General features: G+C 61.5%; 12 protein-coding genes. 3 read left to right on the top strand and 9 right to left on the bottom strand.

Going from position 1 to position 15,924, the window contains the following annotated elements:
- Positions 1-53 precede the first annotated feature (53 nt).
- Together HX818_RS04430 and HX818_RS04425 are read right to left on the bottom strand one after the other, a co-directional pair.
- Positions 54-1,235, bottom strand: a complete 1,182-nt coding sequence (locus HX818_RS04430; RefSeq protein WP_177019555.1) for a CaiB/BaiF CoA-transferase family protein — start codon at positions 1,233-1,235, stop codon at positions 54-56.
- A 149-nt stretch (positions 1,236-1,384) separates the two neighbouring features.
- Entirely contained in the window at positions 1,385-2,719 is a 1,335-nt protein-coding gene (locus HX818_RS04425) for a dicarboxylate/amino acid:cation symporter (RefSeq protein WP_008435307.1), read from the bottom strand.
- A gap of 337 nt (positions 2,720-3,056) precedes the next feature.
- On the opposite strand from HX818_RS04425, the gene HX818_RS04420 reads away from it, so the two are divergent.
- Entirely contained in the window at positions 3,057-4,055 is a 999-nt protein-coding gene (locus HX818_RS04420; RefSeq protein ID WP_003214223.1) for an AraC family transcriptional regulator, read from the top strand.
- Positions 4,056-4,184: 129 nt separating this feature from the next.
- Here the strand turns inward: HX818_RS04420 and HX818_RS04415 are convergent, their stop codons facing one another.
- Genes HX818_RS04415 through HX818_RS04405 form a run of 3 tightly spaced genes read right to left on the bottom strand, consistent with a single transcriptional unit; the run spans position 4,185 to position 6,532 of the window.
- Entirely contained in the window at positions 4,185-5,531 is a 1,347-nt protein-coding gene (locus HX818_RS04415; protein WP_023659245.1) for an ATP-binding protein, read from the bottom strand.
- On the bottom strand, positions 5,528-6,205 hold the full coding sequence (locus HX818_RS04410) for a response regulator transcription factor (RefSeq protein ID WP_003214228.1): 678 nt from the start codon (positions 6,203-6,205) through the stop codon (positions 5,528-5,530). Before HX818_RS04410 ends, HX818_RS04415 begins: the two co-directional genes overlap by 4 nt.
- An 18-nt stretch (positions 6,206-6,223) precedes the next feature.
- Complete coding sequence (locus HX818_RS04405; protein WP_003214230.1) at positions 6,224-6,532, bottom strand: hypothetical protein; 309 nt, start codon at positions 6,530-6,532, stop codon at positions 6,224-6,226.
- A 180-nt stretch (positions 6,533-6,712) separates the two neighbouring features.
- On the opposite strand from HX818_RS04405, the gene HX818_RS04400 reads away from it, so the two are divergent.
- A complete protein-coding gene (locus tag HX818_RS04400) occupies positions 6,713-7,429 on the top strand; it encodes a 4'-phosphopantetheinyl transferase (protein WP_177019554.1) in 717 nt (238 codons plus the stop codon).
- Here the strand turns inward: HX818_RS04400 and HX818_RS04395 are convergent.
- A complete protein-coding gene (locus tag HX818_RS04395) occupies positions 7,426-9,036 on the bottom strand; it encodes an ATP-binding protein (protein WP_003214234.1) in 1,611 nt (536 codons plus the stop codon). The two genes, HX818_RS04400 and HX818_RS04395, sit on opposite strands and share 4 nt — an antisense overlap.
- On the bottom strand, positions 9,033-9,758 hold the full coding sequence (locus HX818_RS04390; RefSeq protein WP_008435295.1) for a response regulator: 726 nt from the start codon (positions 9,756-9,758) through the stop codon (positions 9,033-9,035). Before HX818_RS04390 ends, HX818_RS04395 begins: the two co-directional genes overlap by 4 nt.
- Positions 9,759-10,563: 805 nt before the next feature.
- Between HX818_RS04390 and HX818_RS04385 the strand changes: the two genes are divergently transcribed.
- Entirely contained in the window at positions 10,564-13,461 is a 2,898-nt protein-coding gene (locus tag HX818_RS04385) for a ribonucleoside-diphosphate reductase subunit alpha (protein ID WP_008435294.1), read from the top strand.
- A 364-nt stretch (positions 13,462-13,825) separates the two neighbouring features.
- Here HX818_RS04385 and flgE read toward each other — a convergent pair whose 3' ends face one another.
- Complete coding sequence (gene flgE, locus HX818_RS04380; protein ID WP_087694478.1) at positions 13,826-15,148, bottom strand: flagellar hook protein FlgE; 1,323 nt, start codon at positions 15,146-15,148, stop codon at positions 13,826-13,828.
- Between the two features lie 31 nt (positions 15,149-15,179).
- Positions 15,180-15,908: a flagellar hook assembly protein FlgD gene (gene flgD, locus HX818_RS04375; protein ID WP_003214242.1), complete on the bottom strand. Its 729-nt coding sequence runs from the start codon at positions 15,906-15,908 to the stop codon at positions 15,180-15,182.
- Positions 15,909-15,924: the final 16 nt, after the last annotated feature.

Genomic DNA, 15,924 nt, shown 5'->3' with positions numbered 1-15,924 from the left:
GAACTCGGTTGAATGTGGGAGCGGGCTTGCTCGCGAAGGGGCCGGCCCAGGCGCTACTGAATCACCTTGGCACGCCGCAAATCATCTATCTGCTGAGCACTGAAGCCCAACTCCGCCAACACCTCATCGCTGTGAGCGCCCACCGCCGCGCCTATGTGCCTGGCCGCCGGCAAGCCCTCGGAAAACTTCAGCGGGCAGGCCATTTGCGCCTGGCTGGAACCATCGCCCCGCGGCACCTGGCTGACCAGCTCCCGGGCTTTCAACTGCGGGTGTTCAACGGCCTCGCTCAGATTCAGCACCGGCTCGACACACGCATCAATCCCGGCAAACAGCTCACACAGCTCATCAAAGCTGCGTTTCTCGAACTCGACCTGCAGCGCCAGCTTGAGGGCTTTCTGCTGCTCGGGTTTGGGCGATAGGCCCATTGCCGCCAATTCAGGGCGGCCAAGGGCCGTACACAACTGCTGCATAAACGCCGGCTCCAGACTGCCCACCGACAACCAGCGTCCCTCCCGCGATCGGTAATAGTCATAGAAACTGCCGCCATTGAGCACCTGGTTCTCCCACGCCGGCTCCACGCCGCACGCCAGGTAACCGGCGCCGGCCATGGCATTCAGGCTGAAGGCGCAGTCGGTCATGCTCACGTCCAGGTATTGCCCCACCCCACTGTGCTGCCGGGCAATCACCGCCGCCAGCAAACCGATCACCGCATGCAACGAGCCGCCCCCCACATCCGCCAACTGCACACCCAAGGGCAACGGCCCGCTGTCCTGGCGCCCGGTGTAGCTGGCAATGCCTGCCAGGGCCAGATAATTGATGTCATGGCCGGCGCGATCCTTGTAGGGGCCGGTCTGGCCGTAGCCGGTGATGGAGACGTAGATCAGCTTTGGGTTGATCGCCTTCAACGCCTCGTAACCCAGGCCCAGGCGCTCCATGACCCCGGGGCGGAACTGCTCGAGGACGATGTCGTAGTCCGCCACCAGTTGCCGCACGATCGCCACCGCCTCGGCCTGCTTGAGGTCCAGGGCCAGGCTGCGTTTGTTGCGGTTCAGATAGGCATGGCTGGCCGACACGCCCTGGTCATGGGGCGGCAGTACTCGCAGCAGGTCCATGCGTGTGGGGGATTCGATGCGCAACACCTCGGCGCCCATGTCGGCCAGCAGCAACGAGGCGAACGGCCCCGGCAGCAAGGTGGAGAAATCCAGTACTTTGAGGGACGCCAAGGGACCTGACATGCGGACTCCGATTCCGATTCGATTGGCCACAGAGTAGGCAAACCCGGCGGTCGGCGGCAATCACATAAACCATCATCCGAAGTGACTGATGCTTCCCGAAGGCATAAAAAAACCCATCCGAAGATGGGTTTTTCACAAACGCTGCAGCCTTACTTGACGGCGGTTGGAGCCGGGCCTTCGGCCACGCCCAGGTCGTCTTCTTCACGGGTGTCGGAGATACCGCGACCACCGGAAGCCAGTTCGACTTTCAGCTTGTCTTCGTCCAGTTCCTTGACCCACTTGGCCACAACCAGGGTTGCAACAGCATTGCCAACCAGGTTGGTCAGTGCGCGGGCTTCGGACATGAAGCGGTCGATACCCAGGATCAGCGCCAGGCCGGCAACCGGCAGGTGGCCAACAGCCGACAGGGTAGCGGCCAGTACGATGAAACCACTACCCGTCACGCCAGCAGCGCCCTTGGACGACAGCAGCAGTACCAGCAACAGGGTGATCTGGTGGGTGATGTCCATGTGGGTGTCAGTCGCCTGGGCGATGAACACGGCAGCCATGGTCAGGTAGATCGAAGTACCGTCCAGGTTGAAGGAGTAGCCAGTCGGGATAACCAGGCCGACTACCGACTTCTTGGCGCCCAGGCGTTCCATCTTGATCAGCATGCGTGGCAGTGCGGATTCGGACGAGGAAGTACCCAGTACGATCAGCAGTTCTTCACGGATGTAGCGGATCAGTTTCAGGACGCTGAAGCCATGTGCGCGGCAGATGGCGCCCAGTACCAGCACCACGAACAGGATGCAGGTGATGTAGAAGCAGATCATCAGCTGACCGAGCTGCACCAGCGAACCTACGCCGTAGGCACCGATGGTGAACGCCATGGCGCCCAGGGCACCGAGTGGCGCGAGCTTCATGATCATGTTGATGATGTTGAACATCACGTGGGCGAAACGATCGATGAAGTCCAGCACCGGCTTGCCGTAGGCACCCAGGCGGTGCAGGGCGAAACCGAAGATCACCGAGAACATCAGCACTTGCAGGATGTCACCGGTAGCGAACGCGCCAACGATAGTGTTCGGGATCACGTTCAGCAGGAAGCCAACGATGCTCTGGTCGGCACCGGCAGTCACGTAGGCCGCGACTTTGGAGGCGTCCAGGGTAGCCACGTCGATATGCATGCCGGCGCCCGGTTGCACGACGTTGACCACGACCAGGCCGATCAGCAGGGCGATGGTGGAGACGATTTCGAAGTACAGCAGCGCGTAGCCGCCGGTCTTGCCGACCGATTTCATGCTTTGCATGCCAGCGATGCCGCTGACAACGGTGCAGAAGATGATCGGGGCGATGACCATTTTGATCAGCTTGATGAAGCCGTCACCCAGTGGCTTGAGGGCCACGCCGGTCTGCGGGTAGAAGTGACCGAGCAAAATACCGATAACGATTGCAACGATCACCTGGAAATACAGGGATTTGTACAGTGGCTGACGAGTCGTCATTGCAAAGTTCCTCAATCGTCCCGTGTGGCAAATATCCGCCATTGCCCACGACACTTGAATTGCGAACCCTCCTGCACTGGAGGGATTTGTTGTTTGAGAGCCTGCTCGAGGCGGTCTCCCTGCGCTCTGTATCGCAAGCGTCGTGCCACTTCTGCTGAAACCCCCTGAAGGCCTTTAGACATCAGCGCTCGGGCGATTTCCAGCTTAAGGTTATGCCTACAGACAGTGGCGGATTTCCGCCTGCTCGCCTGATCTCGTCCTACAATTTGGCGGATATCCGCCTTGTTGCACCCGCCCGGGGTGGCTAACATCCGCCACTCAATGGACGAGGCCCCTCATGCGTGAACGAACCATCGCCAGTCACTACGCCCGGGCCGCCCTCGGCGGTGCTCGCCGGGCCGGCTACGATTATTCAGGCCTGCTGCAGCAGGTCGGCATCACTGCGGAACTGCTGAGCGAGCCCCGCGCCCGCATCGCCCCCGAGCAATTCACCCAGTTGTTGCAAATGCTGTGGCTGGCGCTGGATGACGAATACCTGGGCTTCGCCGAAGGCCCGAGCAAGCGCGGCACTTTCGCCATGATGTGCCACGCGCTGATTCACTGCCGCACCCTGGAGAAGGCTCTGGAACGCGGCTTATTATTTTATAGCCTATTCCCGCAGGGTCCGCGTTGGCGTCTGACACGTGAAGGAGAAATGGCCCGCCTGAGCCTGGACGATTCGCAGCTCTGGGACCCGGATCACTTCCTCAGCGAATGCCTGCTGGTGATCTGGCACCGTCTCGGCAGTTGGCTGATTGGCCAGCGCATCCGCCTGCACCAGGCCACCTTCAGCTACCCGACGCCGCCCCACGCCGGTGAGTACGACTTGCTGTTCCCCTGCCCGCAGGTATTCGCGGCGCCCACCAGCAGCCTGGTGTTTCCCAGCCGCTACTTGAGCCTGCCGTTGTTGCAGGATGAGCGCACCCTCAAGCATTTCCTCGAACGCTCCCCGGCCGACCTGCTGTCGCGGCCGGATGAAGGCGACAGCCTGAGCAGCCAGTTGCGCCGCCTATTGAGCCGCGACCGCACGCCCTGGCCCGACCTCGAAGCCGTCGCCCAGCACCTGCATATCAGCCCGCAGACCCTGCGTCGGCATTTGCGGGAGGAAGGCACCAGCTTTCAGGCGCTCAAGGATGAGTTGCGCCGGGACATTGCGATCTATCATTTGGGGCGGGCGGATTTGTCGTTGCAGGAGATCGCCGAGCAGCTGGGGTTTTCCGAACCGTCGGCGTTTCATCGGGCGTTCAAGAAGTGGACCGGGTTGACGCCGGGGGCCTATAGAGCACAAGAAACCTAGGTGTGTATTGATGCGACTGGCCTCTTCGCGAGCAAGCCCGCTCCCACATTCGACCGAGTTCCACGTTGGGAATGCCATCGAATGTGGGAGCGGGCTTGCTCGCGAAGAGGCCGGCACAGCCAATAAAGATCAAACAGCCGGGAAGTGAATCTTGAACGCAGCCCCACCCAGCGGTGAATCCCCAAGGGTCAGCCGGGCGCCATAGCTTTCAATGATGTCCTTGACCACCGCCAGGCCAATCCCCTGCCCCGGATGCTGGCGGTCGAGCCGCTCGCCCCGCTGCAGGATGCGCGCACGCTGGTCCGGCGGCACGCCGGGGCCATCGTCTTCGATGCACAACTCGGTGCCCTCCAGGCTTTCCTGCAAGGTGATGCGCACTTCGCTCAGGCACAGGCGATAGGCGTTCTCCAGCAGGTTGCCGAGCAGTTCCAGCAAGGCGCCCTTCTCGATCGGCACGTCGCATTCGTCCGGCAATTCAAAGGCGACCTTCACGCCCTTATCGCGATAAACCTTGTCCAGCGTGTCACACAGGCTTTGCAGCACCGGCTCCAGCCGCACCTGGTGGCGCACCAGGCCGCTTTTACGCAGGCTGGCGCGCTGCAATTGGTAGCTGATCTGCTGGCTCATGCGTTCGATCTGCGATTGCAGTACCCAGGCCTGGTCCCGATCTTCGGGGCGCTGGGCCATGTCTTCACTCACGCCTTGCAACACCGCCAACGGGGTTTTCAGGCTGTGGGCCAGGTCATCCAGGGAATCGCGGTAACGGGTGCGTTGCTCCCGCTCGCTGTGGAGCAACCGGTTCAGGGAGCCGGTCAGGCGCAGCAACTCGCGCGGGTGTTGCTCGCTGAGGCTTTCCCGGGTGCCGCCTTCGATTTCATCCAGTTCCTGGCTCAGCCGGCGCAGCGCCTGCAGGCCCCAGGTCAGGCCCAGCCACAACAGGGTCAGCAGCACCAGCAAGGCGGCGCCGAAGCCCAGGTAGAGGTTTTCCCGCAGGCCTTCGAGGGTCAGTTGGTATTCACGCACCGGTTGCAGGGCGACGATACTGAACGCCGCGCTCTTGCCGCCCAGCAGCTTGACCTCGACGTCATAGACAAAAAATTCCTGGCCGTTGGCCTCGCGGATCCGCGCAAACTCGTTGCCGCGCCCGTCATAGCGCGGCTTGTAGTTGATGTTTTCTTCCTGTGTGGCGCGCGACCGCCAGACCAGATGGCCTTCGCGGTCATAGATGTAGCCCAGCAGGCGGCTGTCGGTGAGGTTGAAACGCTCGTCCGGCAGCTGCGCGGGCATCAGCAGGCGATTGTTTTCAACCCGGGCAGCCGAAATCAGCGTGGTGACATCCGACGCCAGGCGCTGCTCGATGGAGTCCTGCAGGGCCAGGCTGAAGGCGCCCTGCATGGCCGGCAACAAGGCCAGCATAAACAGCACGGCCAGGATGGTGGCCGCGAGCATCAAACGTACACGTAGCGAGCGAATCAACGGCAGCGCTCATTGAACAGGTAGCCCAGGCCACGCACGGTGTCGATCGGCTTGAAACCCGCCGGGCCTTCCAGCTTGCGGCGCAGGCGGCCCACCAGCACTTCGATTACGTTCGGATCACGCTCGTCGTCATCGGGGTAGAGCTGTTCCATCAGGCGGTCCTTGGCGACCACTTGCTGGTGATGCCGCATCAGGTATTCGAGGATGCGGTATTCGTAGGCGGTCAGCGCCAGTGGCTGTTCGTCGAGGGACGCCTGCTTGCGATTGAGGTCCAGCAGCAACGGCCCGGCGACGATGGTGGATTGGGTGAAACCGCTGGAGCGGCGCAACAGTGCGTTCATCCGCGCTTCCAGCTCTTCGAACTGGAACGGCTTGACCACGTAGTCGTCGGCACCCGCTGCCAGGCCTTCAACCTTGTCCTGCCAGTTGCCACGGGCGGTCAGGATCAGGATCGGGAAGGTCTTGGCCTGGGCGCGCAATTGGCGGATCAGGTCCAGGCCGCCCATGCCGGGCAGGCCCAAATCGATGATCGCCAGGTCGTGGTTGAATTGCCCGGTCTGGTACAGCGCCTCTTCGGCGTTGGCGACGGCCTCGACCACGTGACCGCTGTCGGTAAGGCGGGTCAACAGGTGATGGCGCAGCAACGCCTCATCTTCGACAACCAGCAATTTCATAAAGCTCTCCAAGGCAAATCAACTTTCCAACTGGGGTATATCATAGCGGCCCTGCAGGTCTTGCTGGCGCAATTTACTGCCGTTGAAGTGACCTGACAGGTTTTCGTTGCCCACGCGATAGTCTGACTGCGGGGTGTGCTGGCCCAGGGACTGGCCCCATGGAGCCGCCTGTTCACCGGCATCCTCGAAGCTCACCCGCTGGAGAAGGCTGTAGGGCTTTTTGCTCTTCTCCTTGGAGAAACCCGCGAAACTCGAATCAGAGGCCTGGACGCCAGCGGTGGCGCTGAGCATGGTTAAGGCCAACATCAGCTTCTTGATCGCAGTCATGGTGCTACCTCATACGCTTGGGCTTTGGGTACGGGGCCAGACTACGCAGACGCCCCTGAACTCCCCCTGAACACTCTCTGAACCTGGGCTGAACCGAGGCCGGCTACTGTGTAAAGAGTTATTTACGTATCCCCGGCCGCAGGCTATCCAGCGGCCCTGCAACTCGGCAAAATACCCGGCATGAATTCCCTACCCGCCTGCTGCACCCCACTTGATGCCCATTGGCCGTTGCCCGATGCCTTGCCCGGCACGGTCTTGCTGAGCACCCGTTTTGACCCGGCCCTGCTGGCCATCGGCGATTTCCAGCGCAGCGCCGTGCCGCCACCCGCGAGCATCCAGCGTTCGGTGGCCAAGCGGCAGGCGGAGTTCCTGGCCGGTCGCCTGTGCGCCCGCGCGGCCCTGCAACAGCTGGACGGGCTGGATTGCGTGCCGGCGATCGGCGAGGACCGCGCGCCGGTCTGGCCCGCGCACATCAGCGGTTCGATCACCCACAGCACCGGCCATGCAGCGGCCATAGTCGCCCACAAGACACAGTGGCGCGGGCTGGGCATGGACCTGGAGAACCTGCTGACCCTGGAGCGGGCGGAACGCCTGGCCGGGGAGATCCTCACACCGGATGAATTGCTGCGCATGGCCGCCGGGCCGCGGGAGCAGGTTGCGCAACTGGTGACGCTGACGTTTTCGGCGAAAGAGAGCCTGTTCAAGGCGCTCTATCCGATCGTGCAGAAGCGCTTTTATTTTGAGCATGCCGAGTTGCTGGAGTGGTCGGATACCGGCCATGCGCGGCTGCGGTTGCTGACGGACTTGTCCGCAGAATGGTGCCATGGCAAGGAACTGGAGGCGCAGTTTGCGGTGGATGGCGGGCAGTTGTTGAGCCTGGTGGCCGTCCAGGCCTAGACTTTCTCCTGATCCCGTGGCCAACTCAGGCTGAAACACGCGCCACCCAGATTGTTGCTCTTGCTGATCAACGCCCGGCCGCCGTGCCAATAGATGATCCGCCGCACAATGGATAACCCCAGGCCGTGCCCACCCGACGCGCGGGTCCGGCTGTCATCCAGGCGAAGGAACGGCGTGAAAATCCGCTCCCAGGCACTTTCCGGTACGCCCGGCCCGTCGTCTTCCACGTCGATGCGGCAACGCACCTGGCCCACCTGGTAACTGATCAGCACCTGCCCCTGGGCGTGGCGCATGGCGTTGCTCACCAGGTTTTGCAGCGCACGGTGCAGGTAGCGCGGCTCGGCCTCCACCCATGCATCGTCCCAATGTGCCGAGGACAGGCAGATGCCCCGCGCCACGTTGATTTCCGGGCGCAGCGGTGACAGTTCATCAATCACCTGATCCAGCAACGCATTGAGGTCGACCCGCTGGAAATTCAGTGCCGGCGCCCCCTGTTCCAGCCGCGCGTAGGTGAGCATTTCGTCCACCAGGCCATCGAGGTCCTGGATGTCGCTGTCCATGCCCTCCATATACTTGCGCCGCGCTTCAGGCGTGGCCGCGTCGCCGATCATCTCCAGGCCGAACCGCAGGCGCGCCACCGGGGTGCGCAGTTCGTGGGACACCGCCCGCACCAGTTCGCGCTGGATCGCCAACAGGCGTTGCAGGTGCTCGGCCATGCCATTGAACGCTGCCGCCAGGCGCCCCACCGAATCCGCGCCGCGGGCCGGCACTCGCACTTCCAGGCTGCCTTTGGCGATGCGCGTGGCGGCGGCTTCCAGGCCACTCAAGCGCCGCTCCAGCTGGCGCACCAATAAATAGACGATCAAGCCGATCAAGGTCAGGCTGATCAGCGCAATCAGGATCAGCCATTGCGCCGGGTACGGATTCATCTGATACAGCGGGCCGATTTCCAGGACCCACGGCGTGCCGACCATGCCGGCAAATACCCGGATCGAATCCCCGCCCTTGCCCAGGGCCATCACGGTATCGCCTTCGGACACGCGGCGGCGCTGGTCTTCGTCCATATCAGCCTGATTGAGCATCACCAGGTGCATCTCGAAACCAAAGCCCTTGGCTTCCTTCAGGTCTGCGAGTTTCTGCGGTTGCTCCGCCACCGGGAAACGCACCAGCTCATCGGCCAGCAGGTAAATCGTCGCGCGGGCCAGTTGTTCGCTGATTTGCTGCACTTCACCGGTCAGCAACAGTTGCTCCTGGTCACTGACCAAGCGCAGCACCCTGGCCGCGTGAGGCCCGGTTTGCTCCACCAACACCTGGCCGCGTTGCAGACGGCTACGCTGGGTCAGGTCCAGGTGCGCCTCGGCCACGGTCTGCAATTGCAGCGGGATACCCAGCAAGCGCTCCCACACTGCCAGGGCACGGCGGCGCTCGATGGCACTCATGGGTTGCAGGTTGTCGCCCATCAGCGCGAAGGTGCCGTGGGCCAGGCGCTCGCGGTACTGGCCGCTGCGCACTTCATTGAGCAGGTGCAAGGCCAGTACGCCGAGCAACGCCACCAGAATCAGCGCCGCGCACATGCCGCCGTAGATGCGCAGGAAGATTGAGTTCACGGCGTCAGGTCAGCCGCAGCTTCGGGGACGAACAGGTAGCCTTTGCTGCGAATGGTCTTGATCAGGCGTGGGTGGATCGGGTCGTCGCCGATTTTCGGGCGGATGCGCGAGATGCGCACGTCGATGGAGCGGTCCTGGCCGTCATAGCCAATGCCGCGCAAGGCAGTGAAGATTTCTTCCCGGGACAGGATCCGCCCGGCATTCGCCACCAGCAGCCACAGCAGATCGAATTCGGCGCTGGTCAGTTCGATGCCGCCCTCATGCAGCCAGGCTTCACGCAGGGCGTTGTCCACCACCAGCGGGCCGAATTGCAGGCGCCGCTGTTTTTCGGGGAGTGCCGGCTCGACGCTTTCGCTGCGCCGCAGCAGGGCCTGGATGCGTGCCAGCAACAGGCGTGGACGCACGGGCTTGCACACGTAATCGTCGGCGCCCATGTCCAGGCCCAGCACCTGGTCCATGTCGTCGGTGCGCGCGGTGAGCATCAGGATCACCCCGTCGTAGCGCTCGCGCACCTTGCGGCAAATGCTCAGGCCGTCTTCACCGGGCAACATCAGGTCGAGGATCACCAGGTCCGGCTGCTCGGCGATGATCCGCGCCGCCGCGAGGGCGCCATTGCCTTCCACCGACACCCGCAAGCCGTTGCTCTCCAGGTAGTCACGGGTCAACTCGGCCAGTCGCTCGTCGTCCTCGACAATCAATACCTGCCAGGCTTCTTGCTCCATGCGTTACCTCGGTTCTAATTATTGTAGGGGCGGGTTTGCCCGAGAAAACTCGAGGGCGCCGCGTTTATTCAGGTTTCCAGCGTCATCGTTGACGTCCTTCGCGGGCAAGCCCGCTCCTACAGTTGTCATGTAGGCGAGGCATAAACTGTATGGATAACCGCCGATTGTAGCAACGGGCCGGCCCTCTGCCACAAGCGCGCAAATGCGTTCGGACATCGTGTTTTTTTGTGATAGGGTTCGCGCCCGCAAAAATCCAACCGGTGGTTTTTACCTCGGAATATTCGGTGACAAACGGCGCAATGCAGCAGTACTGCGGCCTACACGGCCATTCCACGTTTCATACACATTTTACCCACAGCGTTATCCACAGGTAGTCCGTTGCTAAGCCCCCCAAAACGCATTATCTTGTAGGTCGTCGCCAAAAAAACCCTACATGTAGGGTTTTCAGCGAAAAGACCAAACACAAATCAGACAAGAAACTCAAGCTCTTTCTTGCTCCTGTTTGGTGAACTTAAGCCTTTTTCAGAAGACCAAACCGCGCACGCGGATGGCAGCCGTTTTCTGCCCCGATCAGGCGAAAACGGTACGGGTGTTGCAGTACGAAACTGTCACCCACCAGGAATACGGTAAAGAGCCCCAAGGCTTGTAACCGAAGACTTCGGCATGGAAGCGGCGCGAACAGCTCCCTTCCTCCTGTCCCGAAGTTGTTATGCCAGGCCCCCTGGCCTGTTGTAAGTGCTTCAGGACGGAACGGTGGGCACCGTGATGGTGCCCAAATAAATATAGAATGTGGAGACAACCCCCCATGCAAACCGACACAACTCGCGAGAACCCGCAGGGCTCCGTGCCGCAGGCCGCTGATTCGAACCTGGATCTGTCCGCCACCGCGCCCGGCCAATTGCGCGTGATCAAGCGTAACGGCACTGTCGTTCCTTACACCGATGACAAAATCACCGTCGCGATCACCAAAGCGTTTCTTGCAGTTGAAGGCGGCACCGCTGCTGCCTCGTCGCGCATCCACGACACCGTTGCCCGCCTGACCGAACAGGTCACCGCAACCTTCAAGCGTCGCATGCCATCGGGCGGCACCATTCACATCGAAGAAATCCAGGACCAGGTCGAACTGGCCCTGATGCGTGCCGGCGAGCAGAAAGTCGCCCGCGACTACGTGATCTACCGTGACTCGCGCGCCAAGGAACGTGCCGTACGTTCCCCGGCCGAAGAAGCTGCCGTACAAGCTCACCCGTCGATCCGCATCACCCTGGCCGACGGTACGTTTGCACCGCTGGACCTGGGCCGCCTGAACACCATCATCACCGAGGCCTGCGAAGGCCTGGAAGAAGTCGATGGCGACCTGATCCAGCGCGAAACCCTGAAAAACCTGTACGACGGCGTGGCCCTGACCGACGTCAACACCGCCCTGGTGATGACCGCCCGTACCCTGGTCGAGCGTGAGCCGAACTACTCGTTCGTCACCGCGCGCCTGCTGATGGACACCCTGCGTGCCGAAGGCCTGGGCTTCCTGAAAGTCGCCGACAGCGCCACCCACCACGAGATGGCCGACCTGTACGCCAAGGCCCTGCCGGCCTACATCGCCAAGGGTATCGAATTCGAATTGCTGAACCCGATCCTGGCCACCTTCGACCTGGAAAAACTCGGCAAGGCGATCAACCACGAGCGCGACCAGCAGTTCACTTACCTGGGCCTGCAAACCCTGTACGACCGTTACTTCATCCACAAGGACGGGATCCGCTTCGAACTGCCGCAAGTGTTCTTCATGCGCGTGGCCATGGGCCTGGCGATCGAAGAGAAGCAGAAAGAAGACCGTGCCATCGAGTTCTACAACCTGTTGTCGTCCTTCGACTACATGTCGTCGACCCCGACCCTGTTCAACGCCGGTACCCTGCGTCCACAACTGTCCAGCTGCTACCTGACCACCGTGCCGGATGACCTGTCGGGCATCTACCACGCGATCCACGACAACGCCATGCTGTCCAAATTCGCTGGCGGCCTGGGTAACGACTGGACCCCGGTGCGTGCACTGGGTTCGTACATCAAGGGCACCAACGGCAAGTCCCAGGGCGTTGTACCGTTCCTCAAAGTAGTGAACGACACCGCCGTAGCCGTGAACCAGGGTGGCAAGCGCAAGGGCGCTGTATGTGCCTACCTGGAAACCTGGCACATGGACATCGAAGAGTTCATCGAGCTGCGCAAGAACACCGGTGATGACCGTCGTCGTACCCACGACATGAACACCGCCAACTGGATCCCTGACCTGTTCATGAAGCGCGTCTTCGATGACGGCAAGTGGACCCTGTTCTCGCCATCCGAAGTACCGGACCTGCACGACCTGACCGGCAAGGCTTTCGAAGAGCGCTACGAGTACTACGAAGCCCTCACCGAATACCCGGGCAAGGTCAAGCTGTTCAAGACCATCCAGGCCAAAGACCTGTGGCGCAAAATGCTCTCCATGCTGTTTGAAACCGGCCACCCATGGCTGACCTTCAAAGACCCGTGCAACCTGCGCAGCCCGCAGCAGCACGTGGGCGTGGTCCACAGCTCGAACCTGTGCACCGAGATCACCTTGAACACCAACAAGGACGAGATCGCCGTTTGCAACCTGGGCTCGATCAACCTGCCGAACCACATCGTCAACGGCAAGCTGGACACCGCCAAGCTGGAACGCACCGTGAACACCGCCGTTCGCATGCTCGATAACGTTATCGACATCAACTACTACTCGGTACCCCAGGCGCAGAACTCCAACTTCAAGCACCGTCCGGTCGGCCTGGGCATCATGGGCTTCCAGGACGCGCTGTACCTGCAGCACATTCCCTACGGTTCGGACGCTGCAGTCGAGTTCGCCGACAAGTCCATGGAAGCGGTCAGCTACTACGCGATCCAGGCTTCCTGCGACCTGGCCGACGAGCGTGGCGCCTACGAGACGTTCCAGGGTTCGCTGTGGTCCAAAGGCATCCTGCCGCTGGATTCGCAACAGATCCTGATCGAGCAACGTGGCCAGAAGTACATCGACGTTGACCTGAACGAATCCCTGGACTGGGCGCCGGTACGTGCCCGTGTGCAAAAAGGCATTCGTAACTCCAACATCATGGCCATCGCACCGACCGCCACCATCGCCAACATCACTGGCGTGTCGCAGTCGATCGAACCGACCTACCAGAACCTGTATGTGAAATCGAACCTGTCGGGCGAATTCACCGTGATCAACCCGTACCTGGTTCGCGACCTGAAAGCCCGCGGCCTGTGGGACTCGGTCATGATCAACGACCTGAAGTACTACGACGGTTCGGTGCAGCAGATCGAGCGCATCCCGCAAGAACTCAAAGAGCTCTACGCGACTGCCTTCGAAGTGGACACCAAGTGGATCGTCGACGCCGCCAGCCGTCGCCAGAAGTGGATCGACCAGGCTCAGTCGCTGAACCTGTACATCGCCGGCGCATCGGGCAAGAAGCTCGACGTGACCTACCGCATGGCCTGGTACCGTGGCCTGAAAACCACTTACTACCTCCGTGCCCTGGCTGCCACCAGCACCGAGAAGTCGACCATCAACACCGGCAAGCTGAACGCTGTTTCCAGCGGCGGCAACCACGGTGATGATTCGGTTCTCGCCGCACCTGCCGGCCCGGCGCCAGTGCCTAAAGCCTGCGCGATCGACGAGCCGGATTGCGAAGCTTGCCAATAAGCTGAGCACACCCTGGGTCTAACCACCCAAGGTTGAAAAACCCCCGATAGGCCTACGGCGTATCGGGGGTTTTCTTTTGCCTGGAACAACACCGTCGCGATTCGCGCAGGTATTTCACCTCCTTGAAAACATCGGTGGGCTTCTGGCCGACGTGCATCATGGCGGCTTTTATCGCTGAAACAGTGATGCAGTTGCCGCCGGAGCCCTGACTGAATCCGCTCCAGATATCGCCCGGCTGGCCTTGTACCGTTCCGACAGCCGTGTATCCGCCTGTAACGCCCCCACCTATAGGCGTTATCTGAACATCCAAAAAAAAGCCCCTCACGCGAGGGGCTTTTCGGTAAAGCGAGTTAAAGCGACAACATCAGGTCATCTGAATGATGGTCTGCATGATGGTGCTTTGGGTGGAGATGGTCTTGGCGTTCGCCTGATAGTTGCTCTGGGCCTTGATCAGGTCCACCAGCTCGTTGGTCAGGTTGACGTTGGAGTTCTCCAGGGAGTTGGCCACGATCGAACCCAGGGTGCCGACTTGCGGGGTATCAAAACCCGGCTGGCCCGACGCGAAGGTTTCTTTCCAGGTGGTGCCGCCGGCTGGCTGCAGGCCCTGCTCGTTGTTGAAGCTGGCCAGGGAGATCTGGCCGATGGCCTTGCTCTGCTGGTTGCTGAACGTGGCGAACAGTACGCCGCTGCCGTCGATTTTCAGCCCGGTGATTTGCCCGGTGGCGTAGCCATCGGTGGTCGGCGGGTTGCGGTAGGTGGCGGAGTTGTACTGGGTGATGTTCCCCATGTTGACGGCCACGCCGTCTGCGTTGGCGGCCGCACCGTTAGGCGTCCAGACACCATTGACCAGGCCGCCCGGCTTCCAGTCGGAAATGGTCAGGGTGGTATTGGAAGCGGTGGCTGGCGGGGTAACGATCCCGGTCAGCTTGCCGGAGGTGTCAAACGACAGCGTCGAGGCGACTGGCGCCTTCACGTCAGTACCGGTGCCGCTGATCGGCGAGCCGTCAGGGTTGCGCCCATCGATCAGGGTGTAGGACTTCCAGGTGTTGGAGTCGGTCTTCACCAGGTACTGCACCATCGGATGCGCGTTGCCCTGCGTATCGTACAGCGTGGTGGAATATTGAGTGGTGAAGCTGTCCGATTTGGTCGGATCAAACGGGTGCGCCGTCTGGTCGATCGCCGTCTCGGAGGAGTTCAGGTTACTGGTGGAATCCACCTTGCTCGAAGCCTTCGGCGGCAGGTACGACAGGTTGAGCTGCAGGTCGGTCAAGCCGCCCTTCTGGATGTTGCCATCGGCATCCGCTGCGTAGCCTTGCAGGCGCGAGGTGCCGGTGTTGTTGGTGATGTAGCCGTCCTTGTCGGCCCGGAACGCACCGTTGCGGGTGTATTCCAGCGAACCGTCGCTGCCCTTCTGCACGAAGAAGCCGCCGCCCTGGATCGCCATGTCGAGCGTGCCGCCGCTGTTGTTGACGTCACCCTGGGTGAACTGCTGGGACACGGCCGCCAGGTTCACGCCGTTGCCGACGCTGTTCTGGCCGGTACCCAGCTTGGAAGCCGCGTAGATATCCGCGAATTCCGCACGGGACGACTTGAAGCCGGTGGTCGCGACGTTGGCGATGTTGTTGCCCGTCACGTCCAGTTGTTTGTTGGCCGCATAGAGGCCGCTAAGGCCGATGTTAAAAGACATTGTTCTCTCCTTTTGCCGTATTTAGCCGGCTCTATGTACCGATAGTCTGAATTTGCGACAGCTTGATACTGCCCAGGCCGCCCGCCAGGTTCAGCACCATTTCAGCGCCGTTCGTGCCCAGGGTTACGCTGGTCACCGTTGCCGGCAGCGAGGTGGCGAGGGCCACCGAGTCACCCTTGTCATTCTTGGTGGTGGCATTGAAGGTGTAGGTGCCGGGTGGCGCCGTCTCACCCGCATCGGTCTTGCCGTCCCAGACGAAGCTGGAGTTGCCGGCGCTCTGGGCGCCCATGTCGATGGTGCGAACGACGTTGCCATCCTTGTCGGTGATCTTGACGGAGACGTTGCCCGTCGCCGCCGTCACCGCCACGGAACCGGTCATGCTCTTGCTGGTATCCACCATCGCCTTGTCGGTCTGGGTGATGACCGAACGCCCCACCAGCGACGAAGCCTGCAGCGCCTGGGAGGAGCTGAAGTTGCTGGAAATCGCATTCACCGAGTCATTCAGGTTGTTGATGCCTTCCAGACTGCTGAACTGCGCCAACTGTGCGACGAACGCGCCATTGTCCTGGGGCGACAGCGGGTCCTGGTTTTTCAGCTGGGTCACCAGCAATTGCAGGAACGCGTCCTTGCCCATCGCCTGGTTGCCCGTCGCCGACTTGGCGGCGTCACCGACGCTGGTGTTATCTGTCGCCGTCTTGACCTTGGAGTTAAAAAGGTCCTGGACTGCCGTGTTCGTCGAACTGTTATCAACAATGGCCATTATTTGGCGCCCCTTA

The organism is Pseudomonas sp. F9001 (genome assembly GCF_013385435.1).
In the GTDB taxonomy this organism is placed as follows: domain Bacteria; phylum Pseudomonadota; class Gammaproteobacteria; order Pseudomonadales; family Pseudomonadaceae; genus Aquipseudomonas.
Note: the sequence above shows the minus strand (reverse complement) of the source record. Positions and strands in the feature narration are given on the sequence as shown.